This is a genomic window from Cellulosimicrobium cellulans (genome assembly GCF_024124905.1).
Lineage (GTDB): Bacteria > Actinomycetota > Actinomycetes > Actinomycetales > Cellulomonadaceae > Cellulosimicrobium > Cellulosimicrobium cellulans_G.
The window spans coordinates 155185-179685 of record NZ_JAMXST010000002.1 but is presented as its reverse complement, the minus strand read 5'-3'; the positions used below and the strand labels follow the sequence as shown (position 1 = coordinate 179685).

At 73.4% G+C, this 24501-nt stretch carries 16 protein-coding genes, 1 pseudogene and 1 riboswitch; of the genes and pseudogenes, 7 read left to right on the top strand and 10 right to left on the bottom strand.

Annotated features, from left to right (window positions below):
* Positions 1-60 precede the first annotated feature (60 nt).
* The 4 genes and pseudogenes from NHH00_RS05805 to galK all read left to right on the top strand — a co-directional run bounded on the left by NHH00_RS05805 (position 61) and on the right by galK (position 4801).
* Positions 61-1293 carry an ABC transporter permease gene (locus NHH00_RS05805; protein ID WP_253051430.1) on the top strand — a complete coding sequence of 411 codons (1233 nt, stop codon included), beginning with the start codon at positions 61-63 and terminating at the stop codon, positions 1291-1293.
* A 154-nt stretch (positions 1294-1447) separates the two neighbouring features.
* Positions 1448-2221, top strand: coding sequence for a DeoR/GlpR family DNA-binding transcription regulator (locus NHH00_RS05800; protein ID WP_253050915.1), 774 nt, complete (start codon positions 1448-1450; stop codon positions 2219-2221).
* A gap of 54 nt (positions 2222-2275) precedes the next feature.
* Positions 2276-3478, top strand: a pseudogene (gene galT / locus NHH00_RS05795) (galactose-1-phosphate uridylyltransferase); the annotation flags it as partial.
* Positions 3452-4801 (top strand): galactokinase, encoded by a 1350-nt coding sequence (galK, locus tag NHH00_RS05790; protein WP_253051429.1) that lies wholly within the window; start codon positions 3452-3454, stop codon positions 4799-4801. The pseudogene galT and the gene galK, both read left to right, overlap by 27 nt.
* A gap of 95 nt (positions 4802-4896) precedes the next feature.
* Here the strand turns inward: galK and NHH00_RS05785 are convergent, their stop codons facing one another.
* From NHH00_RS05785 to chvE, 7 genes are all read right to left on the bottom strand, one after another.
* A complete protein-coding gene (locus tag NHH00_RS05785; protein ID WP_253050914.1) occupies positions 4897-5700 on the bottom strand; it encodes an exodeoxyribonuclease III in 804 nt (267 codons plus the stop codon).
* A gap of 102 nt (positions 5701-5802) precedes the next feature.
* Complete coding sequence (locus NHH00_RS05780; RefSeq protein WP_253050913.1) at positions 5803-7239, bottom strand: MFS transporter; 1437 nt, start codon at positions 7237-7239, stop codon at positions 5803-5805.
* Positions 7240-7323: 84 nt separating this feature from the next.
* Positions 7324-8205 (bottom strand): bifunctional methylenetetrahydrofolate dehydrogenase/methenyltetrahydrofolate cyclohydrolase, encoded by an 882-nt coding sequence (locus NHH00_RS05775; RefSeq protein ID WP_253050912.1) that lies wholly within the window; start codon positions 8203-8205, stop codon positions 7324-7326.
* Positions 8202-9491 (bottom strand): serine hydroxymethyltransferase, encoded by a 1290-nt coding sequence (gene glyA, locus NHH00_RS05770; protein WP_253050911.1) that lies wholly within the window; start codon positions 9489-9491, stop codon positions 8202-8204. The genes NHH00_RS05775 and glyA overlap by 4 nt, the downstream gene beginning before the upstream one ends.
* Positions 9492-9572: 81 nt before the next feature.
* Positions 9573-9682: riboswitch (ZMP/ZTP riboswitch) on the bottom strand.
* 82 nt (positions 9683-9764) lie between these two features.
* Positions 9765-10937 (bottom strand): multiple monosaccharide ABC transporter permease, encoded by a 1173-nt coding sequence (mmsB, locus tag NHH00_RS05765; protein ID WP_253050910.1) that lies wholly within the window; start codon positions 10935-10937, stop codon positions 9765-9767.
* Positions 10934-12499 carry a multiple monosaccharide ABC transporter ATP-binding protein gene (gene mmsA / locus NHH00_RS05760; RefSeq protein WP_253050909.1) on the bottom strand — a complete coding sequence of 522 codons (1566 nt, stop codon included), beginning with the start codon at positions 12497-12499 and terminating at the stop codon, positions 10934-10936. The genes mmsB and mmsA overlap by 4 nt, the downstream gene beginning before the upstream one ends.
* Positions 12500-12615: 116 nt before the next feature.
* The gene (gene chvE / locus NHH00_RS05755; protein WP_253050908.1) at positions 12616-13743 is read right to left on the bottom strand and encodes a multiple monosaccharide ABC transporter substrate-binding protein; all 1128 of its coding nucleotides are present in this window, start codon (positions 13741-13743) and stop codon (positions 12616-12618) included.
* A gap of 244 nt (positions 13744-13987) precedes the next feature.
* Between chvE and NHH00_RS05750 the strand changes: the two genes are divergently transcribed.
* A complete protein-coding gene (locus NHH00_RS05750; protein WP_308202269.1) occupies positions 13988-15199 on the top strand; it encodes an ROK family transcriptional regulator in 1212 nt (403 codons plus the stop codon).
* Positions 15196-15996 carry an ATP-binding cassette domain-containing protein gene (locus NHH00_RS05745; RefSeq protein ID WP_253050906.1) on the top strand — a complete coding sequence of 267 codons (801 nt, stop codon included), beginning with the start codon at positions 15196-15198 and terminating at the stop codon, positions 15994-15996. The genes NHH00_RS05750 and NHH00_RS05745 overlap by 4 nt, the downstream gene beginning before the upstream one ends.
* A gap of 12 nt (positions 15997-16008) precedes the next feature.
* Here NHH00_RS05745 and NHH00_RS05740 read toward each other — a convergent pair whose 3' ends face one another.
* Positions 16009-16527, bottom strand: a complete 519-nt coding sequence (locus tag NHH00_RS05740; RefSeq protein WP_253050905.1) for a GNAT family N-acetyltransferase — start codon at positions 16525-16527, stop codon at positions 16009-16011.
* A gap of 176 nt (positions 16528-16703) precedes the next feature.
* Here NHH00_RS05740 and purU point away from each other — a divergent pair, with 176 nt between their 5' ends.
* A complete protein-coding gene (gene purU / locus NHH00_RS05735) occupies positions 16704-17555 on the top strand; it encodes a formyltetrahydrofolate deformylase (RefSeq protein WP_253051428.1) in 852 nt (283 codons plus the stop codon).
* A 30-nt stretch (positions 17556-17585) separates the two neighbouring features.
* Here purU and NHH00_RS05730 read toward each other — a convergent pair whose 3' ends face one another.
* The gene (locus NHH00_RS05730; RefSeq protein WP_253050904.1) at positions 17586-18068 is read right to left on the bottom strand and encodes a GNAT family N-acetyltransferase; all 483 of its coding nucleotides are present in this window, start codon (positions 18066-18068) and stop codon (positions 17586-17588) included.
* A gap of 158 nt (positions 18069-18226) precedes the next feature.
* Positions 18227-24418 (bottom strand): pullulanase-type alpha-1,6-glucosidase, encoded by a 6192-nt coding sequence (pulA, locus tag NHH00_RS05725; RefSeq protein WP_253050903.1) that lies wholly within the window; start codon positions 24416-24418, stop codon positions 18227-18229.
* Between the last annotated feature and the right edge of the window lie 83 nt (positions 24419-24501).

Below are 24501 nucleotides of genomic sequence, written 5' to 3'. Positions count from 1 at the left end.
TGGGACCGGGTCCGGCACGCGCGTCGGCGGGGCGCCGCGCGTCCCGGGCGCGACGCCCGGCTGCGCGTGCGCGGGCGCGACCGGTTCGGGGCGCGCGACCTCTTCGCCGAGGCGGCGCACGGGATCGCCGCGCGGCCCGGCCGGCTCCTGCTCACCGTGCTCGGGACCGTCCTGGGGATCGCGTCCGTCGTCGTGACGGTCGGCCTCGCGCAGACCGCCGCCGGGCAGATCAGCAAGCAGTTCGACGCGGTCGCGGCGACGCAGGTCGTCGTCGAGCCGAAGACGACGACGCTCATGTCGGGCGAGGAGCGCGCCGTCGCGCGGCTCCCGTGGGACGGCCCCGAGCGCGTGCTGCGCCTCGCAGGCGTCGAGGAAGCAGGGGCGGTCGCGGCCGTGGACGTCGCGGGGGCGTCCGTCACGGCGGTGCCCGTCAACGACCCGTCCGTCGCCGCCCAGGCGAGCCCGGACGTCGTCGCCGCGACGCCGGGGCTCCTGGGCGCGGTGCGGGGCGAGGTCGTCACCGGTCGGTTCTTCGACGCCGGGCACGACGCGCGCGCCGACCGTGTCGCGGTCCTCGGGGCCCGCGCGGCCGAGCGGCTCGGGATCAACCGCGTGGACCGTCAGCCGTCGGTCTTCGTGGGCGAGCGGTCGTACACGGTGATGGGGATCGTCGACGACGTGCAGCGTCGCACCGACCTGCTGGACGCCGTGATCCTCCCCGCCGGGACGGCGCGCGCCGACTTCGGGGTCGGCGCCCCGGAGGAGCTGCAGCTGCGGATCGCGACGGGCGCGGGGAGCGTCGTGGCGCGGCAGGCGCCCGTCGCGCTGGACCCCAACGCCCCGGAGGGCTTCGTGGTCAAGGCGCCCACGTCGGGCTCGGCGCTGCGGGAGAACGTCCAGGCGGACGTCAACGCGATCTTCCTCGCGCTCGGCGGCATCGCGCTCCTCGTCGGCGGGGTGGGGATCGCCAACATCACGCTGCTCTCGGTCATGGAGCGGGTCGGCGAGATCGGGCTGCGGCGCGCGCTGGGGGCGACCCGACGCGACATCGGTGCGCAGTTCGTCGTGGAGTCGGTCGTCGTCGGGCTGCTGGGCGGCCTCGTCGGGGCCGCGCTGGGCGTGATGGCCGTGGTCGTCGTCTCCGTGGTGCAGGAGTGGACGCCGATCCTCGACGTCCGCATGGCCCTCGGTGCGGCGCTCCTCGGCGGCGTGGTCGGCCTCCTCGCCGGCACCTACCCGGCCCTCAAGGCCGCGGCGATCGAGCCGATCGCGGCGCTCCGCGGCGGGACCTGACCGCGCGGGTCGCGCGGGTCGCCCGGTCGGGACGAGTTCCCGACCGGGCGACCCGCCGGGCGACCCGTCGTCGTCGGCCTGCGCGCAAGCAACCCGATGTTTGGTCGTGTTCGATCGTGTTGGATTTCTCGGCGATGTGGACAATACTGGTCGCATGCTCGCCTCACAGCGCCAGGAGCGCATCCTCGCGGAGATCCGGGACCACGGCGCGGTCCGCATCGGCGACCTGACCCGAGAGCTCGGGGTGTCGGACATGACGATCCGGCGCGACCTCGTCGAGCTCGCCGACCAGGGCCTCGTCCGCAAGGTGCACGGGGGCGCCGTCGCCCCCCACACGACCGCGCACGAGCCCGGCTTCGCCGCCAAGAGCTCGCGCGAGGCCGCGGAGAAGGAGGCCATCGCGACGGCCGCCGCCCGGCTCATCACCGCGAACGCGTCGGTGGCGCTCAGCGCCGGCACGACGACGCACCTGCTCGCCGCCCGCATCGCCGCGGACCCCGCGCTGCGCCCCCTGACGGTCGTGACGAACTCCCTCCCGGTCGCCGAGATCCTGCACCGGGCGAACGACCCGCGCCTGGAGACCATCCTCACCGGCGGCAGCCGCACCCCGTCCGACGCGCTCGTCGGCCCGCTCGCGGAGGCCGCGCTCGCGGGCCTGCGCGTCGACCTCGCGTTCGTCGGCGCGCACGGCGTGGACCCGGAGATCGGGCTCACGACGCCGAACCTGGACGAGGCCGCGACCAACCGCGCGCTCATCGAGTCCGCGGGCCGCACCGTCGTCCTCGCCGACCACACGAAGTGGCACACGACCGGCCTGCGCGTCTTCGCGACCTTCGCCGACGTGGACGTCCTCATCACCGACGCCGGTCTCGCCGAGGACGAGCGCGCGCGTGTGCAGGACCTCGTCGAGCAGCTCGTCGTCACCTGACGGCGGACCGCAGCCGCCTCCTCCCCACCGCACCGCGATCGGAACACCGCACGCATGAACCCCCACCTGCGCCGCACCTCGACCCGCCTCGCCGACGGCCGCGAGCTCGTCTACTTCGACGACTCGCCCGCGTACGTCTCGGGTGAGCGCTCACGTCGGCTCGACGACCCGCGGCCGCTGCCCGACCGGTTCGCCCCGGTGCCCGGCCCCGACGGGACCCCGCGCCCGTACGTCGGCCCCGAGATGCGCCGCGACCCGCTCACGGGCGACTGGATCCCGCTCGCCGCGCACCGGATGAACCGCACGTTCCTCCCCGCGGCCGACTCGTGCCCGCTGTGCCCCGCGCGTCCCGGTGCGGCGTACTCCGACGGCGAGGTCCCCGACACCGACTACGACGTCGTCGTCTTCGAGAACCGCTTCCCGTCGCTGCAGCGCGTCCCCGGGGTCGAGGACGCCGTCGTCGAGGACGCGCCGCTCCGGATCCACGCCCCGGCCGCGGGCCGGTGCGAGGTCGTGTGCTTCTCGAGCGACCACCGCACGTCGTTCGGCGCGCTCTCGCCGCAGCGCGTGCGCACGATCATCGACGCGTGGGCCGACCGCACGGCCGCCCTGGGGGCCGTGCCGGGCGTCGAGCAGGTCTTCTGCTTCGAGAACCGCGGGCAGGAGATCGGCGTCACGCTGCACCACCCGCACGGGCAGATCTACGGCTACCCGTACGTCACGCCCCGCACGCGCGCGCTGCTCGACGAGGCGCGCGAGCACCACCGCCGCACGGGCCGCAACCTGCTGCGCGACGTGCTCGACTCCGAGCTCGCGGACGGGCGCCGCGTCGTGCTCGAGACCGAGCACTGGGTCGCCTACGTGCCGTTCGCGGCGCGCTGGCCCGTCGAGGTCCACCTCGTCCCGCGACGCGACGTGCCCGACCTGCCGGCCCTCACCGACGCCGAGCGCGACGACCTCGCGACCGCCTACCTCGAGCTCCTGCGCCGCCTCGACCGGTTCTTCGAGACGGCCGACGGCGACCCCATCCCGCTCCCCTACATCGCCGCGTGGCACCAGGCGCCGGCGCACGAGGGCCGCTCCGTCGCGGACGGCGGCACGGACGGCGTCACCCTCGCGCGGCTGCACCTCCAGGTCTTCTCGGTCCTGCGCGCGCCGGGGAAGCTCAAGTACCTCGCCGGCTCGGAGTCCGGCATGGGCGCGTGGATCAGCGACACGACGCCCGAGCGGATCGCGGCGCGGCTCCAGGAGCTCGCGCCGTCGAGCGCGGCGCGCGGGTGGGTCCGCTCGTGGTCCGACGACGACGGCGCCGCCCGGGCTCGCGCGGTCTTCGCCACGGCGTTCGGCGCCGACGCGGCCGACGCCCGCGCCGGTGACGGCACCGGCGGCGAGCACGAGGACGACGTCCACGTCTGGGCGGCGCCCGGTCGCGTCAACCTCATCGGCGAGCACACCGACTACAACGCGGGCCTGTGCCTGCCGGTCGCGCTCCCCCACCGCACGTACGTCGCGCTGCGCCCGCGCACGGACTCGGTCGTCCGGCTCGCGTCGGCCCAAGCGCCCGGCGAGACGTGGACGACGACGCTCGACGACGTGGCGCCGGGCACGGTCGCGGGCTGGGGCTCGTACGTCGCGGGCGTCGCCTGGGCACTGCGCGAGCACCTGCTCGCCCAGGGCACCGACCCCGGCGCGATCAGGGGCTTCGACGCGGCGGTCGACTCGAGCGTCCCGTTCGGGGCCGGGCTCTCCTCGTCGGCCGCGCTCGAGTGCGCGGTCGCGGTCGCGCTCGACGACGTCGCCGGGCTCGGCCTGGCCGCGACCGACGCCGGCCGCGCCGCCCTGGCGGCGGCGAGCGTCCGCGCCGAGAACGAGATCGCGGGCGCCCCGACGGGCGGCATGGACCAGTCCGCGTCCCTGCGCGCGACCGCCGGGCACGCGCTGCTCCTCGACTGCCGGCCCGGGCTCGACCCGGTCGAGTCCGCCGAGCAGGTCCCGTTCGACCTCGACGCCGCGGGCCTCGCCCTGCTCGTCGTCGACACGCGCGCCGAGCACCGGCTCGTCGACGGCCAGTACGCGGCGCGGCGCGCGACGTGCGAGGACGCCGCCCGCACGCTCGGGCTGGACTCCCTGCGCGAGCTCGCGGACGACGTCGCCGCGAGCGACGACCCCACCGGCACCCTCGCCGTCGCCCTGGAGAAGCTGCCCGACGACGTCGCGCGCCGCCGCGTGCGCCACGTCGTCACGGAGATCGGCCGCGTGCGCGACCTCGTCGCGCTCCTGCGCGACGGCCGCCCCGACGCGGTCGGGCCGCTCATGAACGCGTCGCACGCGTCGCTGCGCGACGACTACGAGGTCTCGAGCGTCGAGCTCGACGTCGCCGTGGACGCCGCGCGCGTCGCCGGCGCCCTCGGCGCGCGCATGACCGGCGGCGGCTTCGGCGGGTCCGCGATCGCGCTCGTCCGCGCCGACCAGGTCGAGGTCGTCGCCGACGCCGTCCGCGCCGCCTTCGAGCGCGAGGGCCTCGGCGCCCCGGGCTTCCTCCTCGCGACCCCGTCCGGACCGGCCGAGCGCGTCGCCTGACCCGAGCACGACGTCACACGCCGCCGAGCACGACGTGAGGGTCGCAATGCGGCACATGACGACCCTCATGTCGTGCTCGGCGGGGGCGGAACGTCTCAGACGTCGTACGTGGCGACGAGGGGAGCGTGGTCGCTCCAGCGCTCGTCGTGCGTCGGCGCGCGGTCGACCTCGACCTTGACGGCGCGCTCGGCGAGCGACGGCGTGGCGAGCTGGTAGTCGATGCGCCAGCCCGAGTCGTTGTCGAACGCGCGCCCGCGCCACGACCACCACGTGAACGGGCCGGGGCCCTCGCCGCCGTGGACGCGGCCGAGGTCGACGAGGCCGATCTGGTCGAGCCAGGTGTCGACGTACGCGCGCTCCTCCGGGAGGAAGCCGGCGCTCTTGAGGTTGCCCTTCCAGTTCTTGATGTCGACGTTGTGGTGGGCGATGTTGAGGTCGCCCGCGAGCAGGACCTTCTCCCCCGTGGCCGCGAGCTCGCGCAGGCGCGCGGTGACCTTCTCGAGGTAGGCGTACTTGGCCGCCATCGTCTCCGGCTGGCTCACGGTGCCGGAGTGGATGTACGCGGAGACCACGGTGAGGCGACCGCCGTCGGGCAGCTCGAGGTCCGCCTCCACCCAGCGGCCCGTGTCGACGGGCGGCTCCGGCTCGCCGGCGCCCAGCCCGACGCGCACCGCCGAGACGGGCAGCCGCGAGGCGACGGCGACGCCGGCCCGGCCCTTGATGTCGCACGCCTGGTGCGCGACGTGCCACCCGTCGAGGAGGTCGTTCACGATCGAGTCGGGGGCGCGGACCTCCTGGAGCAGGAGGACGTCGGGCGTGCGGGACGCGATCCAGGCGTCCATCCCGCGGCGGTAGGCGGCACGGATCCCGTTGACGTTGGCGGTGGCGATGGTGAGCAAGTGGGCTCGTCCTCCCTCGATGACGGTCGCGCGCGGCTGCCAGGACGGCCGCGGCACGCCGGCCATCCCATCACACGCCACCGACAGGACGGCTCCCTCTCCTCACGCGGGCGGCGTGGTCTCGCTCACGCTCACGAGGGCGACGCGGGCGGGCCGGAACGCGCCGGCGAGCACCGCGGAGACCGCGGCGAGCACGGCGAGGACGACGAACCCGACCCGGAGGTGGTGGGCGGTCGCGAAGACGCCCGTGAGCACGCCGCCGAGCACCGCGCCCGCGTAGGTGAAGACGTTGAGGCGCGCGACCGCACGGTCCGTGACCGTCGCGACGATCCCGGCGGGAGGTTCGACCGGCGCCACGCCCGCGTCCACGTCGACGAGCACGTCCTCGACGACCCGGTCCGGGGCGACCGCGTCCTCGACGTGCCCGCCCGGGGTCGCGGGCCCGGTGCTCACCGAGCCCGCCGCCACCGCCTCGCGGGCCCGGTCCCCGATCGCCGAGAAGGCGAGCGGCGCGACGACGCCGAGCCCGAGCCCGGTCGCCGCCAGCCCGAGCACCGCGACCGGCCAGGCGGGGGCCGCGGCGACCGCGACGAACCCGAGGGCGCCGAGCGTGCCGCCCAGGCGCACGACCCGCACCCGGCCGAGACGCTCGACGAGACCGTCGCCGACGAGCCGCGACACGATGAGGGCTGCCTGGTACGCCGCGTACCCCAGCGGGGCGGCGGCGGCGCTCGCCGCGAGGACGTCGCGCAGGAACGTCGCGCTCCAGCTCGACACGGCCGAGTCGGCGACGGGGAACGCGAGCATCCCCGCGCCGAGCAGCGCGATCGTGCCCGCCGCGACCCACGGCACGGTCCCGAGCGCCGCCGCAGGACCGGGCTCGCGCGTCGACCCGACGGACGACGGCTCCGGACGGCCGGTGCCCGACGGCGCCGCGTGCGGCCGCGCGGAGCCTGCCGCCCCGTCCGGGTGCGCGGCTCCGCGGGCCGCAGCCCCGCCGTCGGGCAGCCGCAGCGCGAGCCAGCCGGCGCCCACGGCGACGAGCAGCGCGACGAGCGGGAGCGCGACCGGCTGACCGAGCCCGACGAGCGCGCTGCCCGAGACGGCGAGCGCACCCAGCACGCCCCCGGCGGCGTTGGCCGCGTAGAACGAGGCGAGCAGGCTGCGACCGTGCCCGCGCTCGACGTCGATCCCGAGCATGTTCATCGCGGCGTCGACGGCGCCGAGCGCGAGCCCGTACAGCCCGATCGCCCCGAAGAAGACGAGCCACGACGGCGCGGTCCCGATGCCCGCGACCGCGAGCGCGGCGAGCAGCAGACCCCCCACGACCACGGCCCGCGCGCCACGCCGCGCCGCCACGACGCCGGAGAGCGCGCTGCCCAGCCCGGCGAGGACGCACACGCCCAGCACGACGAGCGTGACGACGTCGTCGCCCATGCCGAGCCGGTCCTTGTACCCGGGGATGCTCGTGAGCACCACCGCGAACCCGAAGCCCTGCACGGCGTACGCCGCCGTCGTCGCGATGCGCGCCCTCGTCACCCGCGCAGACTAGCGCCTGCGGGCAAGCCCGGGAACGCCGCAGGGCGCGACCGTGGTGACCCACGACCGCGCCCTGGGACGAGCTCAGGCGGAAGCGCGCTCCGCCGCGTCGACGACGTTCGCGAGGAGCATCGCGCGCGTCATGGGCCCGACCCCGCCGGGGTTCGGCGAGATCCAGCCCGCCACCTCGGCGACGTCGGGCGCGGCGTCCCCGACGACCCGGCTCTTGCCGGTCTCCGGGTCGACCTCGCGCGAGACGCCGACGTCGATGACGACGGCGCCCGGCTTGACCATGTCGCGCGTGATGATGCCCCGGACGCCCGCCGCCGCGACGACGACGTCGGCGCGGCGCACGAGCGCGGCAAGGTCCGTCGTCCCGGTGTGCGTGAGCGTCACGGTCGCGTTGACGGCCCGGCGCGTGAGCAGCAGGCCGATCGACCGGCCGACGGTCACGCCGCGGCCCACGACCACGACCTCCTTGCCCGCGAGGGAGATCCCGTGCCGCTCGATGAGCTCGATGATCCCGCGCGGCGTGCACGGCAGCGGCGAGGTCACCTCCTCGTTGACGCGCAGCACGAGGCGCCCGAGGTTCGTCGGGTGCAGCCCGTCGGCGTCCTTGGCCGGGTCGATGAGCTCGAGCACGCGGTTGGTGTCGATGCCCTTCGGGAGCGGGAGCTGCACGATGTACCCCGTGCAGGCCGGGTCCTCGTTGAGGCGGCGGACCGCGGCCTCGATCTCCTCCTGCGTCGCGTCGCCGGGCAGGTCCTCGCGGATCGAGGACAGCCCGACCTCGGCGCAGTCGCGGTGCTTGCCCGCGACGTACCACTGCGAGCCCGGGTCGTCACCGACGAGGAGCGTGCCCAGGCCGGGCACGACGCCCTTCCCGGCGAGGACCGCGAGGCGGTCCTTGAGCTCGGCCTTGATGGTGGCGGCGGTCGCCTTGCCGTCGAGGATCTGCGCGGTCACTGGTGGAGGCCCGGGTACAGCGGGAAGTCGGCCGTGAGCTTCTGCACGCGGGCGCGCAGCGCGTCGGCGTCGGTCGCGGCGCCCTCGCGCAGCGCGGTCGCGATGATCTCGGCGACCTCGGTGAACTCGGCGTCGCCGAAGCCGCGGGTCGCGAGCGCGGGCGTGCCGATGCGCAGGCCGGACGTGACGCGCGGGGGGCGCGGGTCGAACGGCACGGCGTTGCGGTTCACGGTGATGCCGACCTCGTGCAGGAGGTCCTCGGCCTGCTGGCCGTCGAGCGCGGAGTGGCGCAGGTCGACGAGCACGAGGTGGACGTCGGTGCCGCCCGTGAGGACGGAGACGCCGGCCTGGGCCACGTCGGCCTGGGCGAGGCGGTCGGCGATGATGCTCGCGCCGCGCAGCGTGCGCTCCTGGCGGTCGCGGAAGTCGTCCGAGCCCGCGATCTTGAACGAGACGGCCTTGGCGGCGACGACGTGCATGAGCGGGCCGCCCTGCTGGCCCGGGAAGACGGCGGAGTCGATCTTCTTGGCGTACTCCTCCTTGCTCAGGATGAAGCCGGAACGGGGGCCGCCGATCGTCTTGTGCACCGTGGAGGAGACGACGTCCGCGTAGGGCACCGGGGACGGGTGCAGGCCCGCGGCGACGAGGCCCGCGAAGTGCGCCATGTCCACCCAGAGCTTCGCGCCGACCTCGTCCGCGATCTCGCGGAACGCGGCGAAGTCGAGGTGGCGCGGGTAGGCGGACCAGCCGCCGATGATGACGTCGGGGCGCGTCTCGAGGGCCTGCTTGCGCACCTCGTCCATCTCGACGCGGTACGACTGCGGGTCCACGCCGTACGCCGCGACGTCGTACAGCTTGCCGGAGAAGTTGATCTTCATGCCGTGCGTGAGGTGGCCGCCGTGCGCCAGCTCGAGGCCGAGGATCTTGTCGCCCTTGTTGATGAGCGCGTGGAGCACGGCCGCGTTCGCCGTGGCGCCCGAGTGCGGCTGGACGTTGGCGTGCTCGGCGCCGAACAGCTCCTTGGCGCGCGCGATCGCGAGGTTCTCCGCGATGTCGACCTGCTCGCAGCCGCCGTAGTAGCGGCGGCCCGGGTAGCCCTCGGCGTACTTGTTGGTGAGCACGGAACCCTGCGCCTGCAGGACGGCGCGCGGGACGAAGTTCTCGGACGCGATCATCTCAAGGGTGTCGCGCTGGCGCGCGAGCTCCCCGTCGAGGACGGCCGCGATCTCGGGGTCGAGCTCGGCGAGCGGGGTGTCGAGGACGTTGTCGGCTGGCTGGGCGCTCATGGCGTCTCCTCCGCGGGTGCTTGGCAGTGTGTCGTCGGTGGTCACGTTCCCGGCTCGCCGGGTACGCCCCACCAGGGGGTGACCCGGGGCCCAGGCGAACGACCCGTCGTCTGCACAGCGTGTCGCTCCCCGGTGGTGATCCACCCTGCCCGGGCGAGTTCCACCGGGCGGCGCCAGTCGCGACGCGTCGATCCTAACCCACGTGCCGGGCGGCCGAGGGGGACGACGGCGCGCCGTCGGGCACGACACCCGACGACGCGCCGTCCGTCCCCGTCAGCGCAGGGACGCCCGGCGCTTGCTCACGAGGTCGAACGCGACCGCCGCGAGCAGCACCAGGCCCTTGATCGCCTGCTGCCACGCCGCGTCGACCGCCATGATCGACAGGCCCATGTTGAGCACGCCCATGATGAGTGCGCCGATCATGGCCCCCGAGATGCGGCCGATCCCGCCCGTCACGGCGGTGCCGCCGATGAAGCAGGCCGCGATGGCGTCGAGCTCGTAGTTGACGCCCGCCGCCGCCACGCCTGCCCCGGCGCGGGAGGTCGTGATGACGGCGGCGACCGCCGCGAGCACGCCCATGTTGACGAAGATGCCGAAGTCGACCCGGCGCGCGCTGACCCCCGACAGGACGGCCGCGTGCCGGTTCCCGCCGATCGCGTAGACGTGCCGCCCGAACACGCTGCGGTTCAGGACGAACGAGTAGGCGATGATGAGCGCCCCCACGATGAGCAGCACGATCGGCGTGCCACCCGCGCTCAGGGCGAGCCAGTACGTGACCACGCCGATGAGCAGGGCCGCGACGACGATCTTGACGACGAACGCCGCCATCGGCTCGACCGACAGCCCGTGCTTGCGGAGCGACGTCCGCGAGCGCCACTGCGCGACCGCGAACGCGAGGATGCCGAGCACGCCGATGCCGAGCGTGACGACGTCGAGGTCGCCGACGAAGCCGAACCAGTTGGGCACGGAGCCGTTGCTGATCTCCTTGAACCCCTCGGGCAGGCCGGCGACCGTGGTCCCGACGAGGACGATCGCGAGGCCGCGGAAGACGAGCATGCCGGCGAGGGTGACGATGAACGCCGGGATCCCGACGTACGCGACCCAGAAGCCCTGCCAGACGCCGACGAGCGCACCGACGACGAGCGACAGCGCGACCGCGACCAGCCACGGCAGGTCCCACTGGGTCATCATGATCGCGCACAGGCCGCCGACGAAGGCCACGACCGACCCGACGGACAGGTCGATGTGGCCGGCCACGATCACCATGACCATGCCGATGGCGAGCACCATGACGTAGGCGTTCTGCTGCACGAGGCTCGCGACGTTGTTCGGGTAGAGCAGGCGCCCGTCGGTGAGCACCTGGAAGAGCAGGACGATGACGAGCAGCGCCGCGACGATGCCGTACTGGCGGACGTTGCGGCCGAGGTACTCCCTGACGGCGTTCATCGGTCGATGACTCCCTTGTCCATGGTCATGTAGTGCATGAGGGTCTCCTGGGTCGCCTCGGCGCGGGACACCTCGCCCGTGATCCGTCCCTGGCTCATCGCGTAGATGCGGTCGCAGATCCCGAGGAGCTCGGGCAGCTCGGAGGAGATCACGAGGACGGCCTTGCCCGCGTCGGCGAGCGCGTTGACGATCGAGTAGATCTCGTACTTCGCCCCGACGTCGATGCCGCGCGTGGGCTCGTCGAGGATGAGCACGTCGGGGTCCGCGAAGACCCACTTGCCGAGCACGACCTTCTGCTGGTTGCCGCCCGAGAGCTTGCCCGCGAGCGACTCGACCGTGGGCGCCTTGATCCGGAAGTCGCGGCGGTAGCGCTCCGCGACCGTCGCCTCCTCCTCACGCTGGACGAACCCCCAGCGGGCGACCTTGCCGAGCGCGGACGCCGAGATGTTCTCGCGGATCGTCTGGATGAGGTTCAGCCCGTAGCGCTTGCGGTCCTCCGTCGCGTAGGCGAGCCCGTGCGAGATCGCCTCGGCGACCGTCCGCGTGCGGACGGGCACGCCGTCCTTGTAGACCTGCCCGGAGATCCGCGTCCCGTACGCGTGCCCGAACACGCTCATGGCCAGCTCGGTGCGCCCGGCACCCATGAGACCGGCGAGCCCGACGATCTCACCGGCGTGCACGGTGAGGTTCGCGTGGTCGACGACGACGCGCTCGGTGTCGACGGGGTGGTGGGCCGTCCAGTCCTCGATGCGCAGCACCTCGCGCCCGACGGACGGCTCCCGTGCCGGGAACCGGCTCTCGAGCTCGCGACCGACCATGCCGCGGATGATGCGCTCCTCGCTCACGGGCTCCTCGCCGCGGAGGTCGAGCGTCTCGATCGTGCGGCCGTCGCGCAGGATCGTGACGCGGTCCGCGATGGCGGCGATCTCGTTGAGCTTGTGCGAGATGATGATCGAGGTGATCCCCGCCTCGCGGAACTGGTCGATGAGACCGAGCAGGTGGGCGCTGTCCTCGTCGTTCAGGGCTGCCGTCGGCTCGTCGAGGATGAGCAGGTCGACGCGCTTCGACAGCGCCTTCGCGATCTCGACGAGCTGCTGCTTGCCGACGCCGAGGTCCATCGCGAGCGTCGAGGGGTTCTCGTGCAGTCCTACGCGTTCGAGGAGCTGCGAGGCCTCCGCCGCGGTGCGGTTCCAGTCGACGACGCCCCCGCTCGCCTTCTCGTTGCCGAGGAAGATGTTCTCGGCGACCGACAGGAACGGGACGAGCGCCAGCTCCTGGTGGATGATGACGATCCCGCGCGCCTCGCTGTCGCGGATCCCCCGGAACTCGCACGGCTCGCCGTCGAGCACGATGTCGCCCGTGTACGAGCCGTGCGGGTACACGCCCGACAGGACCTTCATGAGGGTCGACTTTCCCGCCCCGTTCTCCCCGCAGATCGCGTGCACCTCGCCGCGACGCACCTCGAGCGTCACGTCCTGCAACGCCTTGACCCCGGGGAACTCCTTGCTGATCGCGTGCATCTCGAGGATGTTCCTCGTCTCGAGCACGTTCTCGAGAACCATCCCTGCTCCTGTCTCGTCACGGGCGCGCCGCGACGCGTCGTGCGGATCGTCCGGCCGCCCCGCGGGCTCGCGGGGCGGCCGGGCGGGTCGGGGCGGCCTGCGCCGCCCCGACCGGGTCACAGACCGAGCTGCTCGGCCGTGTAGAAGCCCGAGTCGACGAGCTTCTGCTGGACCGTGTCGGCCGTGACGACCTCCGGCGGGAGCAGGTACGAGGGGACGACCTTGACCCCGTTGTCGTAGGTCTCGGTGTCGTTGACCTCGACCTCGGCCCCGTCGACGATCTGCTCGACCATGGTCGCGACCTGGTCGCCGAGCGTGCGGGTGTCCTTCCAGACGGTCATCGACTGCGTGCCCGCGAGCATGTTCTTCACGTTGGCCTCGTCGGCGTCCTGGCCGGTGACGATCGGCCAGTCGGCCGACGTGTACGCCGCGCCCTCGAGCGCCTGCTCGATGCCGAGCGCGAGCGAGTCGTTCGGCGACAGGACCACGTCGACCTTCTTGTCCGTGTAGAACGAGTTGAGCCGGTTCTCCATCTCCGACTGCGCCTTCGCGGACTCCCAGCCCTGGATGCCGATCGACGCCCAGTCGTCGACCGTGGCCGGCGCCTTGCCGGAGGGGACGACGAGCTGGCCGGACTCGATGTACGGGCTCAGCACGTCCCACGCGCCCTTGAAGAAGAACTTCGCGTTGTTGTCGTCGGGCGAGCCCGCGAACGGCTCGAGGTTGAACGGGCCCGCGCCGTCGGCGAGCCCGAGCTGCTCCACGATGAACTCGCCCTGGAGCGTGCCGACGAGCTCGTTGTCGAACGTCGCGTAGTAGTCGACGTGCTCGGAGCCGTTGATCAGGCGGTCGTAGGCGATGACGGGGACGTCGTTCTCCGCCGCCTGGTCGAGGACCGGGCCCAGCGCGGTCCCGTCGATGGAGGCGATGACGAGGACGTCAGCGCCCTGGTTGATCATGTTCTGGAGCTGCGTGATCTGCTGGTCGACCTTGTTGTCCGCGTACTGCAGGGTCGTCTCGAAGCCGGCCTCCTGGAGCAGCTCCTCCAGGTGTGCGCCGTCGTTGTTCCAGCGCTCGAGGCTGCGCGTCGGCATCGCGATGCCGACGAGCGTGTCGCCCGAGTCCGCGGCCTCCGAGGCGCCGTCACCCGAGTCGCTCGCCCGCTCCGCGCTGCACGCGGCGAGCGAACCGACCAGGAGTGCGGTCCCCGCGAAGGCGGTGACCTTGCTGCGCCATGACGTCATCGTCGTCTCCCTCTCGTCGTCGAAAGGCCGTACCCCCGAGGTCGGGTGGCACGGCGCTCCGCCGGGCGGTCGTCCGTCGTCGGACGGGAACGCTCCCACGGGCTGGGAGGGACCGTAGCCGCGCTTGAGTTCGCCGGTCAAGCGCACGAGAGACCCCGTAATCATTTTGTGTTCGAGCATCGAAGCCATGAGGGATCCGCGCTGCGGCCGACCTCCGCGGCGCCGCACCGTGTAGCCTGCGCGTGTGAACAGCGACCGGTCCACCCCCGGGTCGCAGGCGTCCCTCCGAGAGGCGAACCGACTTCGCATCGTCGACGCGGTGAGGCGCTTCGGGGGTCTCACCCAGGTCGAGCTCGCCGAGGCGACGGGGCTGTCGACAGCGACCGTCTCGACGATCGTCAAGGAGCTCACCGGCGCGGGCGTCGTCGACACCCGCCCGGCGTCCCGGTCCGGGCGGCGTGCGCAGATGGTGACGCTCGCGCGCCGGCTCGGCGTCGTCGCGGCGATCCAGTTCGGGCGCCGCCGCCTCACGGTGGCGATCGCCGACCCGACGCGCGAGATCCTCGCCGAGCAGCACATGCCCCTGCCCGTCGACCACCGCCTCGACACCGGGCTGGACCGGGCCGCCCTGCTCGTCGTCGAGATGCTGGACCGCGTCGGTGCGGCGCCGGACGAGCTGCTGACCGTCGGCGTCGCCCTGCCGGCGCCGGTCGACGAGGACACCGGCATGATCTCCGTGCGCGGGGTGATGCGCGGGTGGGACGACGTCCACGTCGGGCAGGTGCTCGCCAAGCGGCTCGCACGGCCCGTCAAGGTCGACAACGACGCGAACCTCGCGGCGCTCGCCGAGCACGAGCTCGGCGCGACGCGCGGGTACCGGGACTCGATCTTCGTGCGCGCCTCCTACGGCACCGGCGCCGGCATCGTGCTCGGGGGCCGAGTCCATCGGGGCTACGCCGGGACGGCGGGCGAGATCGGTCACATGCAGGTCGACCCGGCCGGCCCGATCTGCCGCTGCGGGAACCGCGGGTGCCTCGAGACCGTCGTGGGGTCCGATGCGCTGCTCGCCCTCGTCCGGACGAGCCACGGGGACCTCACCCTGCACGACCTCGTCCAGGGCGCGCTCGACGGCGATCCGGGGTGCCGCCGCGTCGTCGCCGACGCGGGGGACCGGATCGGGTCCGTGGTGGCCGGTCTGGCGACCGCGCTGAACCCGCAGGCGGTCGTCGTCGGGGGCGAGCTCGCCGAGACCGGCGAGGTCCTGCTGGCCCCGTTCCGCGAGTCGATGCGCCGCCACCTCGTCCCGAACACCATCGCCCCCGTCGAGGTCCTCGCGTCGGACCTCGGCTCTCGCGCCGAGGTCCTCGGCGCGCTCTCCCTCGCGCTCGCCGCGACCGACCTGGCCACCGACGGCCCGGTGGTCGCCCCCTCCCCCACCGAAGGTGACCCGACGTGACCACCCGCCCTGCTGTCCCGGCGCTCGCCCTGCACGGGATCGACAAGTCGTTCGGCGCCGTCCAGGCCCTCACCGGCGTCGAGCTCGAGGTCCACCGCCACGAGGTCGTCGCTCTGGTGGGCGACAACGGTGCCGGCAAGTCCACGCTCGCCAAGATCGTCGCGGGCGTGCTGACGCCCGACGCCGGCTTCATCGAGTCCGACGGCGTCCCGGTCGTCATCCCGACCCCGGCCGCCGCCCACGCGCTCGGGATCGCGACCGTCTTCCAGGACCTGGCCCTGTGCGACAACCTCGACGTCGTGTCGAACCTCTACCTCGGCCGCGAGCTGCGCCGGGGGCGGGGCCTCGACGAGGCGACCATGGAGGGGACCGCGCGGCGCGTGCTGGCCGACCTCAACGCGCGCGTGCCGTCGGTACGGGTGCCGGTCTCGTCGCTCTCGGGCGGCCAGCGCCAGAGCGTCGCGATCGCCCGCACCCTCCTGGGCTCCCCCCGCATCGTCGTGCTCGACGAACCGACCGCGGCGCTGTCCGTCGCGCAGTCCGCCGAGGTGCTCACGCACATCCTGCGGCTGCGGGACATGGGCCATGCCGTCATCCTCATCAGCCACAACATGACCGACGTCCGCGCGGTGGCGGACCGGGTCGAGGTGCTGCGGCACGGCCGGAACAACGGGAGCTTCTCCGGCCCCGACGCCAGCTACGAGGAGATCATCGCGGCGATCACCGGCGCCTCGACCCTCACGTCCCCGCGCCACGACCCGTCGGTCTCGGCAACGCAGCACCCACGGCGCGGCTGAGGCCTCCCGGGACTACTCGTGCCCGACGGCGTCCGACTCGTTGCGCGCCTCGGCCTCGCCCAGGATGCGGCGCAGGTAGGTGTAGGTGAGGTCGCCGGCCGCCTTGTCGTACTGCTCCTCGTACCCGTGCTTGGTGTACATCGCGAGGTTCTGCTTGGAGTCCTTGCCCGTGAAGACCCAGATCTCCGAGGTCTGCTCCGGGAGATAGGGCAGCACCTCGAAGAGCATCTGCGTCCCGATGCCCCGGCCCTGCATGTCCGGCGCGACCGCGAGCCGCCCGAGCGTCGCCTTGCTGTCCTCGATCTCGACCCGGACCGAGCCGACCAGGCGCGGGCCGAGCCACGCGCCGATCGTCACGACGTCCTCGCGCGCGAGGTCCTCGCGCAGCTCGTGGAGGGTCTGGGTCAGCGGGGGGATGTTGGGGTCCTGGTAGAGCTGCGCCTCGGTGACGAACGCCGCCCGCCGCAGGGTCAGGAGCTCACCGGCCTCGGCGTCGTCGACGAGGCGGGTCGTGATCTGCGCGTCGTTCATGAAGACATCGTGTCAGACATCGCGCGGCGCGACCGCGCGTGTCCGGGTGATGTCGGGCTGCCGGACGGCGGTCCCGGCACCGCCGGGACGCGGCTACCCTCTGAGGGGTGTCCACGACAGATCCCCGTGGCGCCGACGTCCCCGACACCTCGGCGCTCCGCACCGCGCAGACCCCGATCGGCGACCCCACGCACTGGGTCCTCACGCTCTCGTGCCCGGACGGGCCGGGGATCGTGCACGCCGTCGCCGGTGCCCTCGCGCGGCTCGGCGGCAACATCACGGAGTCGCAGCAGTTCGGCGACCCGCTCTCGGGGCTGTTCTTCATGCGCGTGCAGGTCACCGCGGCCGCGGAGCGCGCCGAGCTGGAGCGGGCGGTCGAGGAGGTCGCGGCCCGGTTCGCCATGACGTGGCAGCTCGACGTCGTCGGGCGCCGGGTCCGCACGCTGCTCATGGTCTCCAAGGCCCCGCACTGCCTCGTCGACCTGCTGTACCGCGAGCGCTCCCAGGGCATGCCGATCGAGGTCGTGGGCGTCGTCGGCAACCACCGTGACCTCGAGGATATCGCGACGTTCTACGGCAAGCCGTTCCACCACGTCCCCGTGACGAGGGACACCAAGGCCGACGCCGAGGCGCGCCTGCGCGAGCTCGTGCGCGACCTCGACGTCGAGCTCGTCGTCCTCGCGCGCTACATGCAGATCCTCTCGGACGACCTGTGCCGCGAGATGCCCGGCCGCATCATCAACATCCACCACTCGTTCCTGCCGAGCTTCAAGGGCGCGCGGCCCTACGCCCAGGCGCACGACCGCGGCGTCAAGCTCATCGGCGCGACGTCGCACTACGTGACCGGCGACCTCGACGAGGGCCCGATCATCGAGCAGGACGTGGAGCGCGTGGACCACTCGCGCCGCGTCGAGGACCTGGTCGCGATCGGCGAGGACGTCGAGCGCCAGACGCTCGCGCGCGCCGTGCGCTGGCATGCCGAGCACCGCGTGCTGCTCGACGGGCACCGCACGGTCGTCTTCCGCTGATGCCCTGACGGCGGCCGCACGCGGCCGCCGTCAGAGCGGCAGCTTGAACCCTTCGTGGGACTGCTCGTAGCCGAGCGACCGGTAGAAGCGGTGGGCGTCGTCGCGCTGCTTGTCGGACGTGAGCTGCGCGAGGGCGCAGCCGCGGTCCCGCCCCCACGCGTGGGCCCACGCCATCATGGCCCGCCCGACGCCCTGGCCCCGCAGCCGGCGGTCCACGCGCACCGCCTCGACCAGCAGCCGGGAGGCTCCGTGGCGGGAGATGCCCGGGACCACGGTGAGCTGCATGGTGCCCACGACCTCGCCGTCGCGCTCCACGACGACCAGGGCGTTGTTCGGGTCCGCGTCGATCGCGGCGAACGCCGCCTCGTGCTCCGGGCCGACGTCGCCGGTGCGGTCGCGTGCGATCGCGTCGTCGGCGATGAGCTCGACCACGCGGGGCAGGTCGGCGGCGACGGCCGCGCGGAAGGCGAGACCCGCCGTCGGGCGGACGGCGGGCCGGGGCGAGGTGGTCACGGCTCGCGACCGTAGCACCCGCCCCGCCGGGAGAGCACGAGGACGTCCCGAGGAAGGCCGCGGCCGACCGAGGGAGACCCGAGGCCCCGCCGAGGTAGAGCCGAGGTGCGCCGAGGTAGAGCCCTGGTGATGACCAGGGCTCTACCTCGGCGTTCGACTCAGGAGCAGGTGACCGCCTCGTGCTCGACGGTGAAGGTCGAGGTGACCTCCTCGCCGTCGACCACCGCGGTGGCGGTCACCGTGGCCTCGCCGGCCGCGACCGCCTTCTGGCGCGTCGCGAACGACTGGTAGGCGTTCCTGCCGGGCGCGACGTCCGCGACGGCCTTCTCGCCGAACGGCGTGGCGAGCCGGACGTCCACCGGCACGGCGCCGTCGTTCGTCGCGCGGACGGCGACGTACGCCTTGCCCGCGAGGCAGCGGGGCTGCACCTCGACGGAGACGGGCAGGTCGCCGCCCGCCTGCGGCTCGACGAGCACCGCGACGGTGCGCGCCGGGACCGTGACGGTCCCAGACGCCGCGTCCCACGTGGTGCCGCGCACGGCGTCGTCGCTCCCCTCGGCCTGGACCGGCGAGAGCACGTACTCGCGGCCCGCGAGCGCGGACAGCGGGACGGTGACCTCGTCCGGCGAGGCGTTGAAGACGGCGAGGAGCCCGTCGAGCGCGGGGTCGACGTCGGTGCCGACGGTGTCGTCCACCGACATCGCCACGACCCCCGGGACCTGGTCCGTCCCGGCGTCCGGGAAGGTGACCTTCTCCCGGATGAGGTCCGCGTCGCCGAGCCGGAACAGCTCGGTCGAGTGCCGCAGCCGCAGGAGGTCCTGCGCCTGCGCCGACGCGGTGGCGATGTCGTCGGGCGACGGCTTGAGCGCCGGGTCCGCGAGGAGCGGCGCCGTGAGCGGCCACTTGTCCTCGTTGTCGGCCGCCATCGGCAGGCCCTTGCCGAAGCCGTTGTCCTGACCGGTCCAGTCGATCGCGTTGAACCAGTCGCCCGAGTCGTAGCTGTTGCGGTCGAGCGACTTGGACCGCAGCAGGTCCGTGCCCGCGTGCCAGAACGACGGCGTCTGGGAGAGCGCCGCGGTCGCGAGCGAGACCGTGTTCATGCGCACGCGCTCGTCCATCGGCGTGTCGGCCGGGAGCTTGAGCGCGAGCAGGTCGAACAACGTCTCGTTGTCGTGCGCGTCGACGTACGTCACGACCTCCTCGGGCGAGTCGGCGTAGCCGGCCGGCGCCCCGCGGTAGTCGATCTCGTCGCCGCGCTTCTCCTCGCCCGTCGACGTGACGAGCGTGTAGTCGCGCAGGTTGCCCGCGAGGCCGAGACGCACGAGGTCGGTCTGGTGACCGAGGTCGGCGAGCTCGTCCGCGGACCCGTCGTTCACGGTCCCCGGCTCCCCCGCCCGGGCGGGCTGCCCGTTCGGGTCGGTCGCCAGGCCCGTGCCGAAGCCCTGCGTGAACGTCGAGGCGCCGTCGACGGGCGATCCGCCGTGCACGGCGTCGCGCAGCCGGTCGGAGAACGTCCCGATGCCCGTGCCGCCGAGCTGGCCCTGCGTGGCCTGCTCGAACAGCGCGTTGCCCGCGACCTCGCCGAAGTCCCAGCCCTCGCCGTACAGGTAGACGGACTTCCCGTCGACGCCGTCCTCGGCGAGCGTGAGCTCGTCGAGCGCGGCCCGGACGTCGAGCATGTTCTGCTTCGAGTGGTGGCCCATGAGGTCGAAGCGGAACCCGTCGACGCGGTAGTCCTTCGCCCACGTGACGACCGAGTCGACCATGAGCTTGCCCGCCATCGCGTGCTCGGTCGCGACGTTCTGGCAGCACGTGCTCGTCTCGACGGAGCCGGTGGTCGGGTTCTGCCGGTGGTAGTAGCCCGGCACGACCTTGTCGAGGACGGACTTCGCGTCCTGTCCGCTCGCGGCGGTGTGGTTGAACACCTGGTCGAGCACGACCTGCAGCCCGGCACCGTGGAGCGAACCGACCATGGTGCGGAACTCGGCCACGCGCGCGCCGCCGTCCGCGTCGACCGCGTACGACCCCTCCGGCGTACTGAAGTGCCACGGGTCGTAGCCCCAGTTGAAGCCGTCCTGCGCCTGCACCGCCGCGACCGCGGCCTGCTGCTCGGGCGAGTCGGGCGCGAACCCGGTGAGGTCGCCGGTCGTGGCCTGGGCCGCGCGGTCCTCGGGGATCGACGCGATGTCGAACGTCGGGAGCAGGTGCACCGTGGTGACGCCCGCGTCCGCGAGCTCGCGCAGGTGCGTCATGCCGGCCGAGTCCTTCTCCGCGAACGCGAGGTACGTGCCGCGCCGCTCCGCCGGGACCGTCTCGTCGGAGATCGAGAAGTCCCGGACGTGGAGCTCGTAGATCGTCTGGTCCACCGCCCGCTCGACGACCGGGGCGGGCGTGCCCTCCCAGACGCTCGGGCGGAACGCGGGGTCGTCGAGGTCGACGGCCACCGAGTGCGTGGAGTCGAGCGTCAGGCCCACCGAGTACGGGTCGGTGACGACGTTCGTCTCGACCTTCCCCGTGCTCGGGACGTAGACGCGCACCTCGTAGAGGTAGCGCGCGCCCTTCCAGCCGACGGCCGCGCCGCCGAGCTTCTTGTCTGCCGCCTTGCCGTCGAGGGTCCACGTGCCGTCGGCCTGGCGGGCGGCCTCGAACCGGCGCGGGTCGTCGTCGAGCGACGCCCCCGCGGGCCACGCGAGCACCGAGACGGCCTTCGCCGTCGGCGCCCACAGCGCGAACGACGCCCACTTGCCGTTGGCATGCCACGAGACGCCGAGCTCGCGCTCGGCCGCGTCCTGCGCGAACAGGTCGTCGACGACGCCCGGCACCTGGACCCCGGTCGCGGCCGTGAGCGCGCCGCCGTCGGCCCGGGTGACGAGGAGCTGGCCGGTGAGCGCCGCCTCGACCTCCGCGCGGTCGAGCGGCTCGCCGTCGTCGAGCACGCGCAGCGCGGTGTGCCCGGCGAGCGCCGGGAACTCGGCGGCGACGTCGTCGGGCAGGCCCGACGGGTCGACCTGGAGCGTGTACGACGCCGTGCCCTCCGGCGCCTGCACCTCGCCGTCGGCGCCGCCCGGGGTGACCGAGAGCCCGCCCTCCGGGGCGGACCACAGGGTCCACTCGTCGCCCGTGCCGAGGTCGCCCGGCCACGCGACGACGCCCTCGCGCACCCAGTGCGCGGCCTGCTGGCCGGTGCCGGGGAGCGGCGGGTTCGCGACGTCGATCGTCAGGACGTGGGACGCGAGGTCGTAGGAGAACGTGACCTGCTCTCCGTCGCCGACGGAGAACTGGTAGTTCGCCCCGTCGCGCGCGCCGCCGACGCCGTAGTTCTCGGCCCAGCTCAGGCCGTGCGCGACCTTGGCCTCGTACGCGCCGGCCGCGAGGCGGTCGGTCGACCAGGTGTAGACGCCGTCGCCGTCCGGGTCCTTGAGCCAGGAGGCCAGGCAGTCGGGCGCCCACGAGCCGGGGCAGCCGACCTGGTCCTGGAACGAGCCCGCGAGCGTGACGATCGGCCCCTGCGCGGTGCTCGAGAAGTCCTTGCTCACCGGGTCCCAGTAGAACGTCACCGGGCCGCCGGTCGTCGTGTACGTCGCGTTGCCACCGTCCTGTACACCGCCGACGCCGTAGTTCACGGTCCACGACCCGTTGAGCGCGACCTTGTACTCGTACGTCCCGGCCGGGATGTCGAACGTGCCCGCGTAGACGCCGTCGGCGCGCTTCGTGAGCTGCGCGGCCTCGCACGCCGGGGCCCAGTCGCCCGCGCAGCCCATGGCCGCGTTGTGGCTGCCGGGCACGGTCACGAGGTCGATCTCGGGCTCGGGCTCCTCGCCCACGACCCCGCTCACGTCGACCCCGACGCTCGCGAACGTGGACGCGGCGGCGCGGTCGCCGTCGGCGTCGGTCGTCACGGCGCGGTACTCGACGAGCGTGCCGTCGGCGAGACCCGCGACGTCGTGGAAGACGCGCGGCGCCGTGTCCTCGGCGGTGCCGAGCGGGTGCCACTCGGCGCTCCCGACCTCGCGCCACGCGAACGACGTCTCGGCCCACGCGTCCGGGTCGACCGTGGCCGTCACGGGGGCGACGCCCGTGACCGCTCCCCCGGCCCGCGGCACGGTGACGGCGATCTCGCCCGACGAGTCCGCGCCGACCTCGCGGTCGGCCCGCAGCACGACGGTCCCCGTCGCCGGGACGGTCAGCGCGACCACGCCGTCGGCGTCGGCGGTGACGGGGGCGGCCTGCTCGCCGTAGAGCACCTCGTACGAGGCGCCGGGCGTGAGGGTCGTGAACGTCGCCGTCCGCTCCTGCGCCGCGTTGTTCAGCGCGACCAGGTGCTCGATCCTCTCCTCGCGGTCGACACGGCTGAACGCGTACACGCCCGCGCCGTTCTCGACGTAGCGCTCCACCTGGGCGCCGTCGGCCAGCGCCGGGTGCGCCTCGCGCAGCGCGGCGAGCCCGGCGATGTGCGCGTACAGCGGCGCGTCGGTGCCGAAGCGGTCGACGCTGCCCGCCTGCTCGCCGGTGACGAGCGGCTGGTCGGCGTACTCGTCGACCTGGGTCGCGAACAGGGTCTGGCGCGCGTCCTTGTCGCCGCCCTTGCCCGCGAAGCCCTGCTCGTCGCCGTAGTACACGACCGGCTGCCCGCGGGTCAGGTACATGAGGTCGTGCGCGAGCTCGTCGCGCGCGAGCGGGTCGTCGGTGCTCGCGAGCATGTAGCCGACGCGGCCCATGTCGTGGTTGCCGAGGAACGTCGGCAGCGCCTGCGCGTTCGTCGTGGGCGTCGTGTACATGTCGTCGCTCGCGAAGAGCGACGCGAGGCCCTTGGCGCTGTTCCCGCTCGCGAAGCTCGTCGCGGCGGACTGGAACGTGAAGTCGAGCGTCGAGCTCATGTCCGTCTTGCGCACGTAGGGCGAGAGCTTCGCCGCGTCGGCGTCGTACACCTCGCCGAACATGAAGAAGTCGTCCTTGCCCTGCGCGTGCGCGTAGTCGAGGACCTCGGTGGTCCACGTCTCCCAGAACTCGAAGTTCACGTGCTTGACGGTGTCGATGCGGAAGCCGTCGATGCCGAGGTCGATCCAGTCCTGGTAGACGTCGACGAACCCGTCGACGACCGTCGGGTGCTCGGTCATGAGGTCGTCGAGGCCGTCGAAGTCCCCGTACGTCACGGACTCCCCGGTCCACGTCGAGTTGCCGCGGTTGTGGTAGAGCGTCGGGTCGTTGAGCCAGGCCGGGACCTTGAGGTCCTCCTTGCCCGCGGGGACGACCGGCGTGTACGGGAACGACGTCGCGGCGTCCAGCGCCGGGAAGTCGCCGGTGCCCGCGTGGTCCGCCGGGTCGAACACGGCGCCGTCGGCGTCGCGGTACGGCGACGTGGCCTGGTCGACGTACGCGTACTGCTTCTCCTCGTAGTCGATCACGTCGGCCGTGTGGTTCGTGATGATGTCGAAGTAGACCTTGATCCCGCGGTCGTGCGCCTCGTCGATGAGCGCCTCGAGCTCGGCGTTGGTGCCGAGGTGCGGGTCGATCTGCGTGAAGTCGGTGATCCAGTAGCCGTGGTAGCCCGCCGACGCGTCGGCGCCCGTGCCCTGGACCGGCTGGTTCTTGAACGACGGCGTGAGCCAGATCGCCGTCGTGCCGAGGCCCTCGACGTAGTCGAGGTTCTGCCGAAGGCCCGCGATGTCGCCGCCCTGGTAGAAGCCCTTGTTCGTCGGGTCGAACCCGGAGACGAGCGGGTCGTCGCCGAGCCCCGCCGTGTCGTTCGACGGGTCGCCGTTCGCGAACCGGTCGGTCATGACGAAGTAGAAGCGCTCGTCCGACCCGGGCTGGCGCACGGGGGGCACCACGAGGTCGGCGTCCTGCGCCTCGTCGTAGCCGCCCGCGAGCCCGAGCGGCGTGAGCGCGATGCGGTGGGTCGACTCGTCGAACGTGACGCGCACGGTCGCGTCGCCGCCGAGCACGAGGGGCGCGTTGTCCTGGCCGCCGTCGCGCCCGTACGCCTCGTCCCAGGCGTCGTCGTAGGCGACCTTGTACTGGTAGGTGCCCGCGGGCACCTCGAAGTCGGCGGACCAGACGCCCGCGGCGTCGGTGGGCGCGAGCTCGGTCGCCGCGCACGCGGGGTCCCAGTCGGCGGGGCAGCCGAGCTCGGACTGGAGGTCGCCCACGAGGGCGAGCGTGCGCTCGTCGGCCCCCGCGGCGGGGGCGGCGAACGCGGCGAGCGTGACGCCCGCCAGGCCCGAGGTGGCGAGCGCGACGGCGGTGACCGACGCCGTCGTCCTGGCCCCGCGCGGACGGCGGGGCGACGGGTCGGATGGGTGGGGCGACGGGATGCGCGGAACGCGGCGACGTCGCGGCGTGGAGGTCATGAGGACTCCCTCGTCCGGTGGCTGGTGCGGGACCGCACGCGTGAGCGGGCAGGGCCGGCAAGACCACGGACGACGAGACCGGC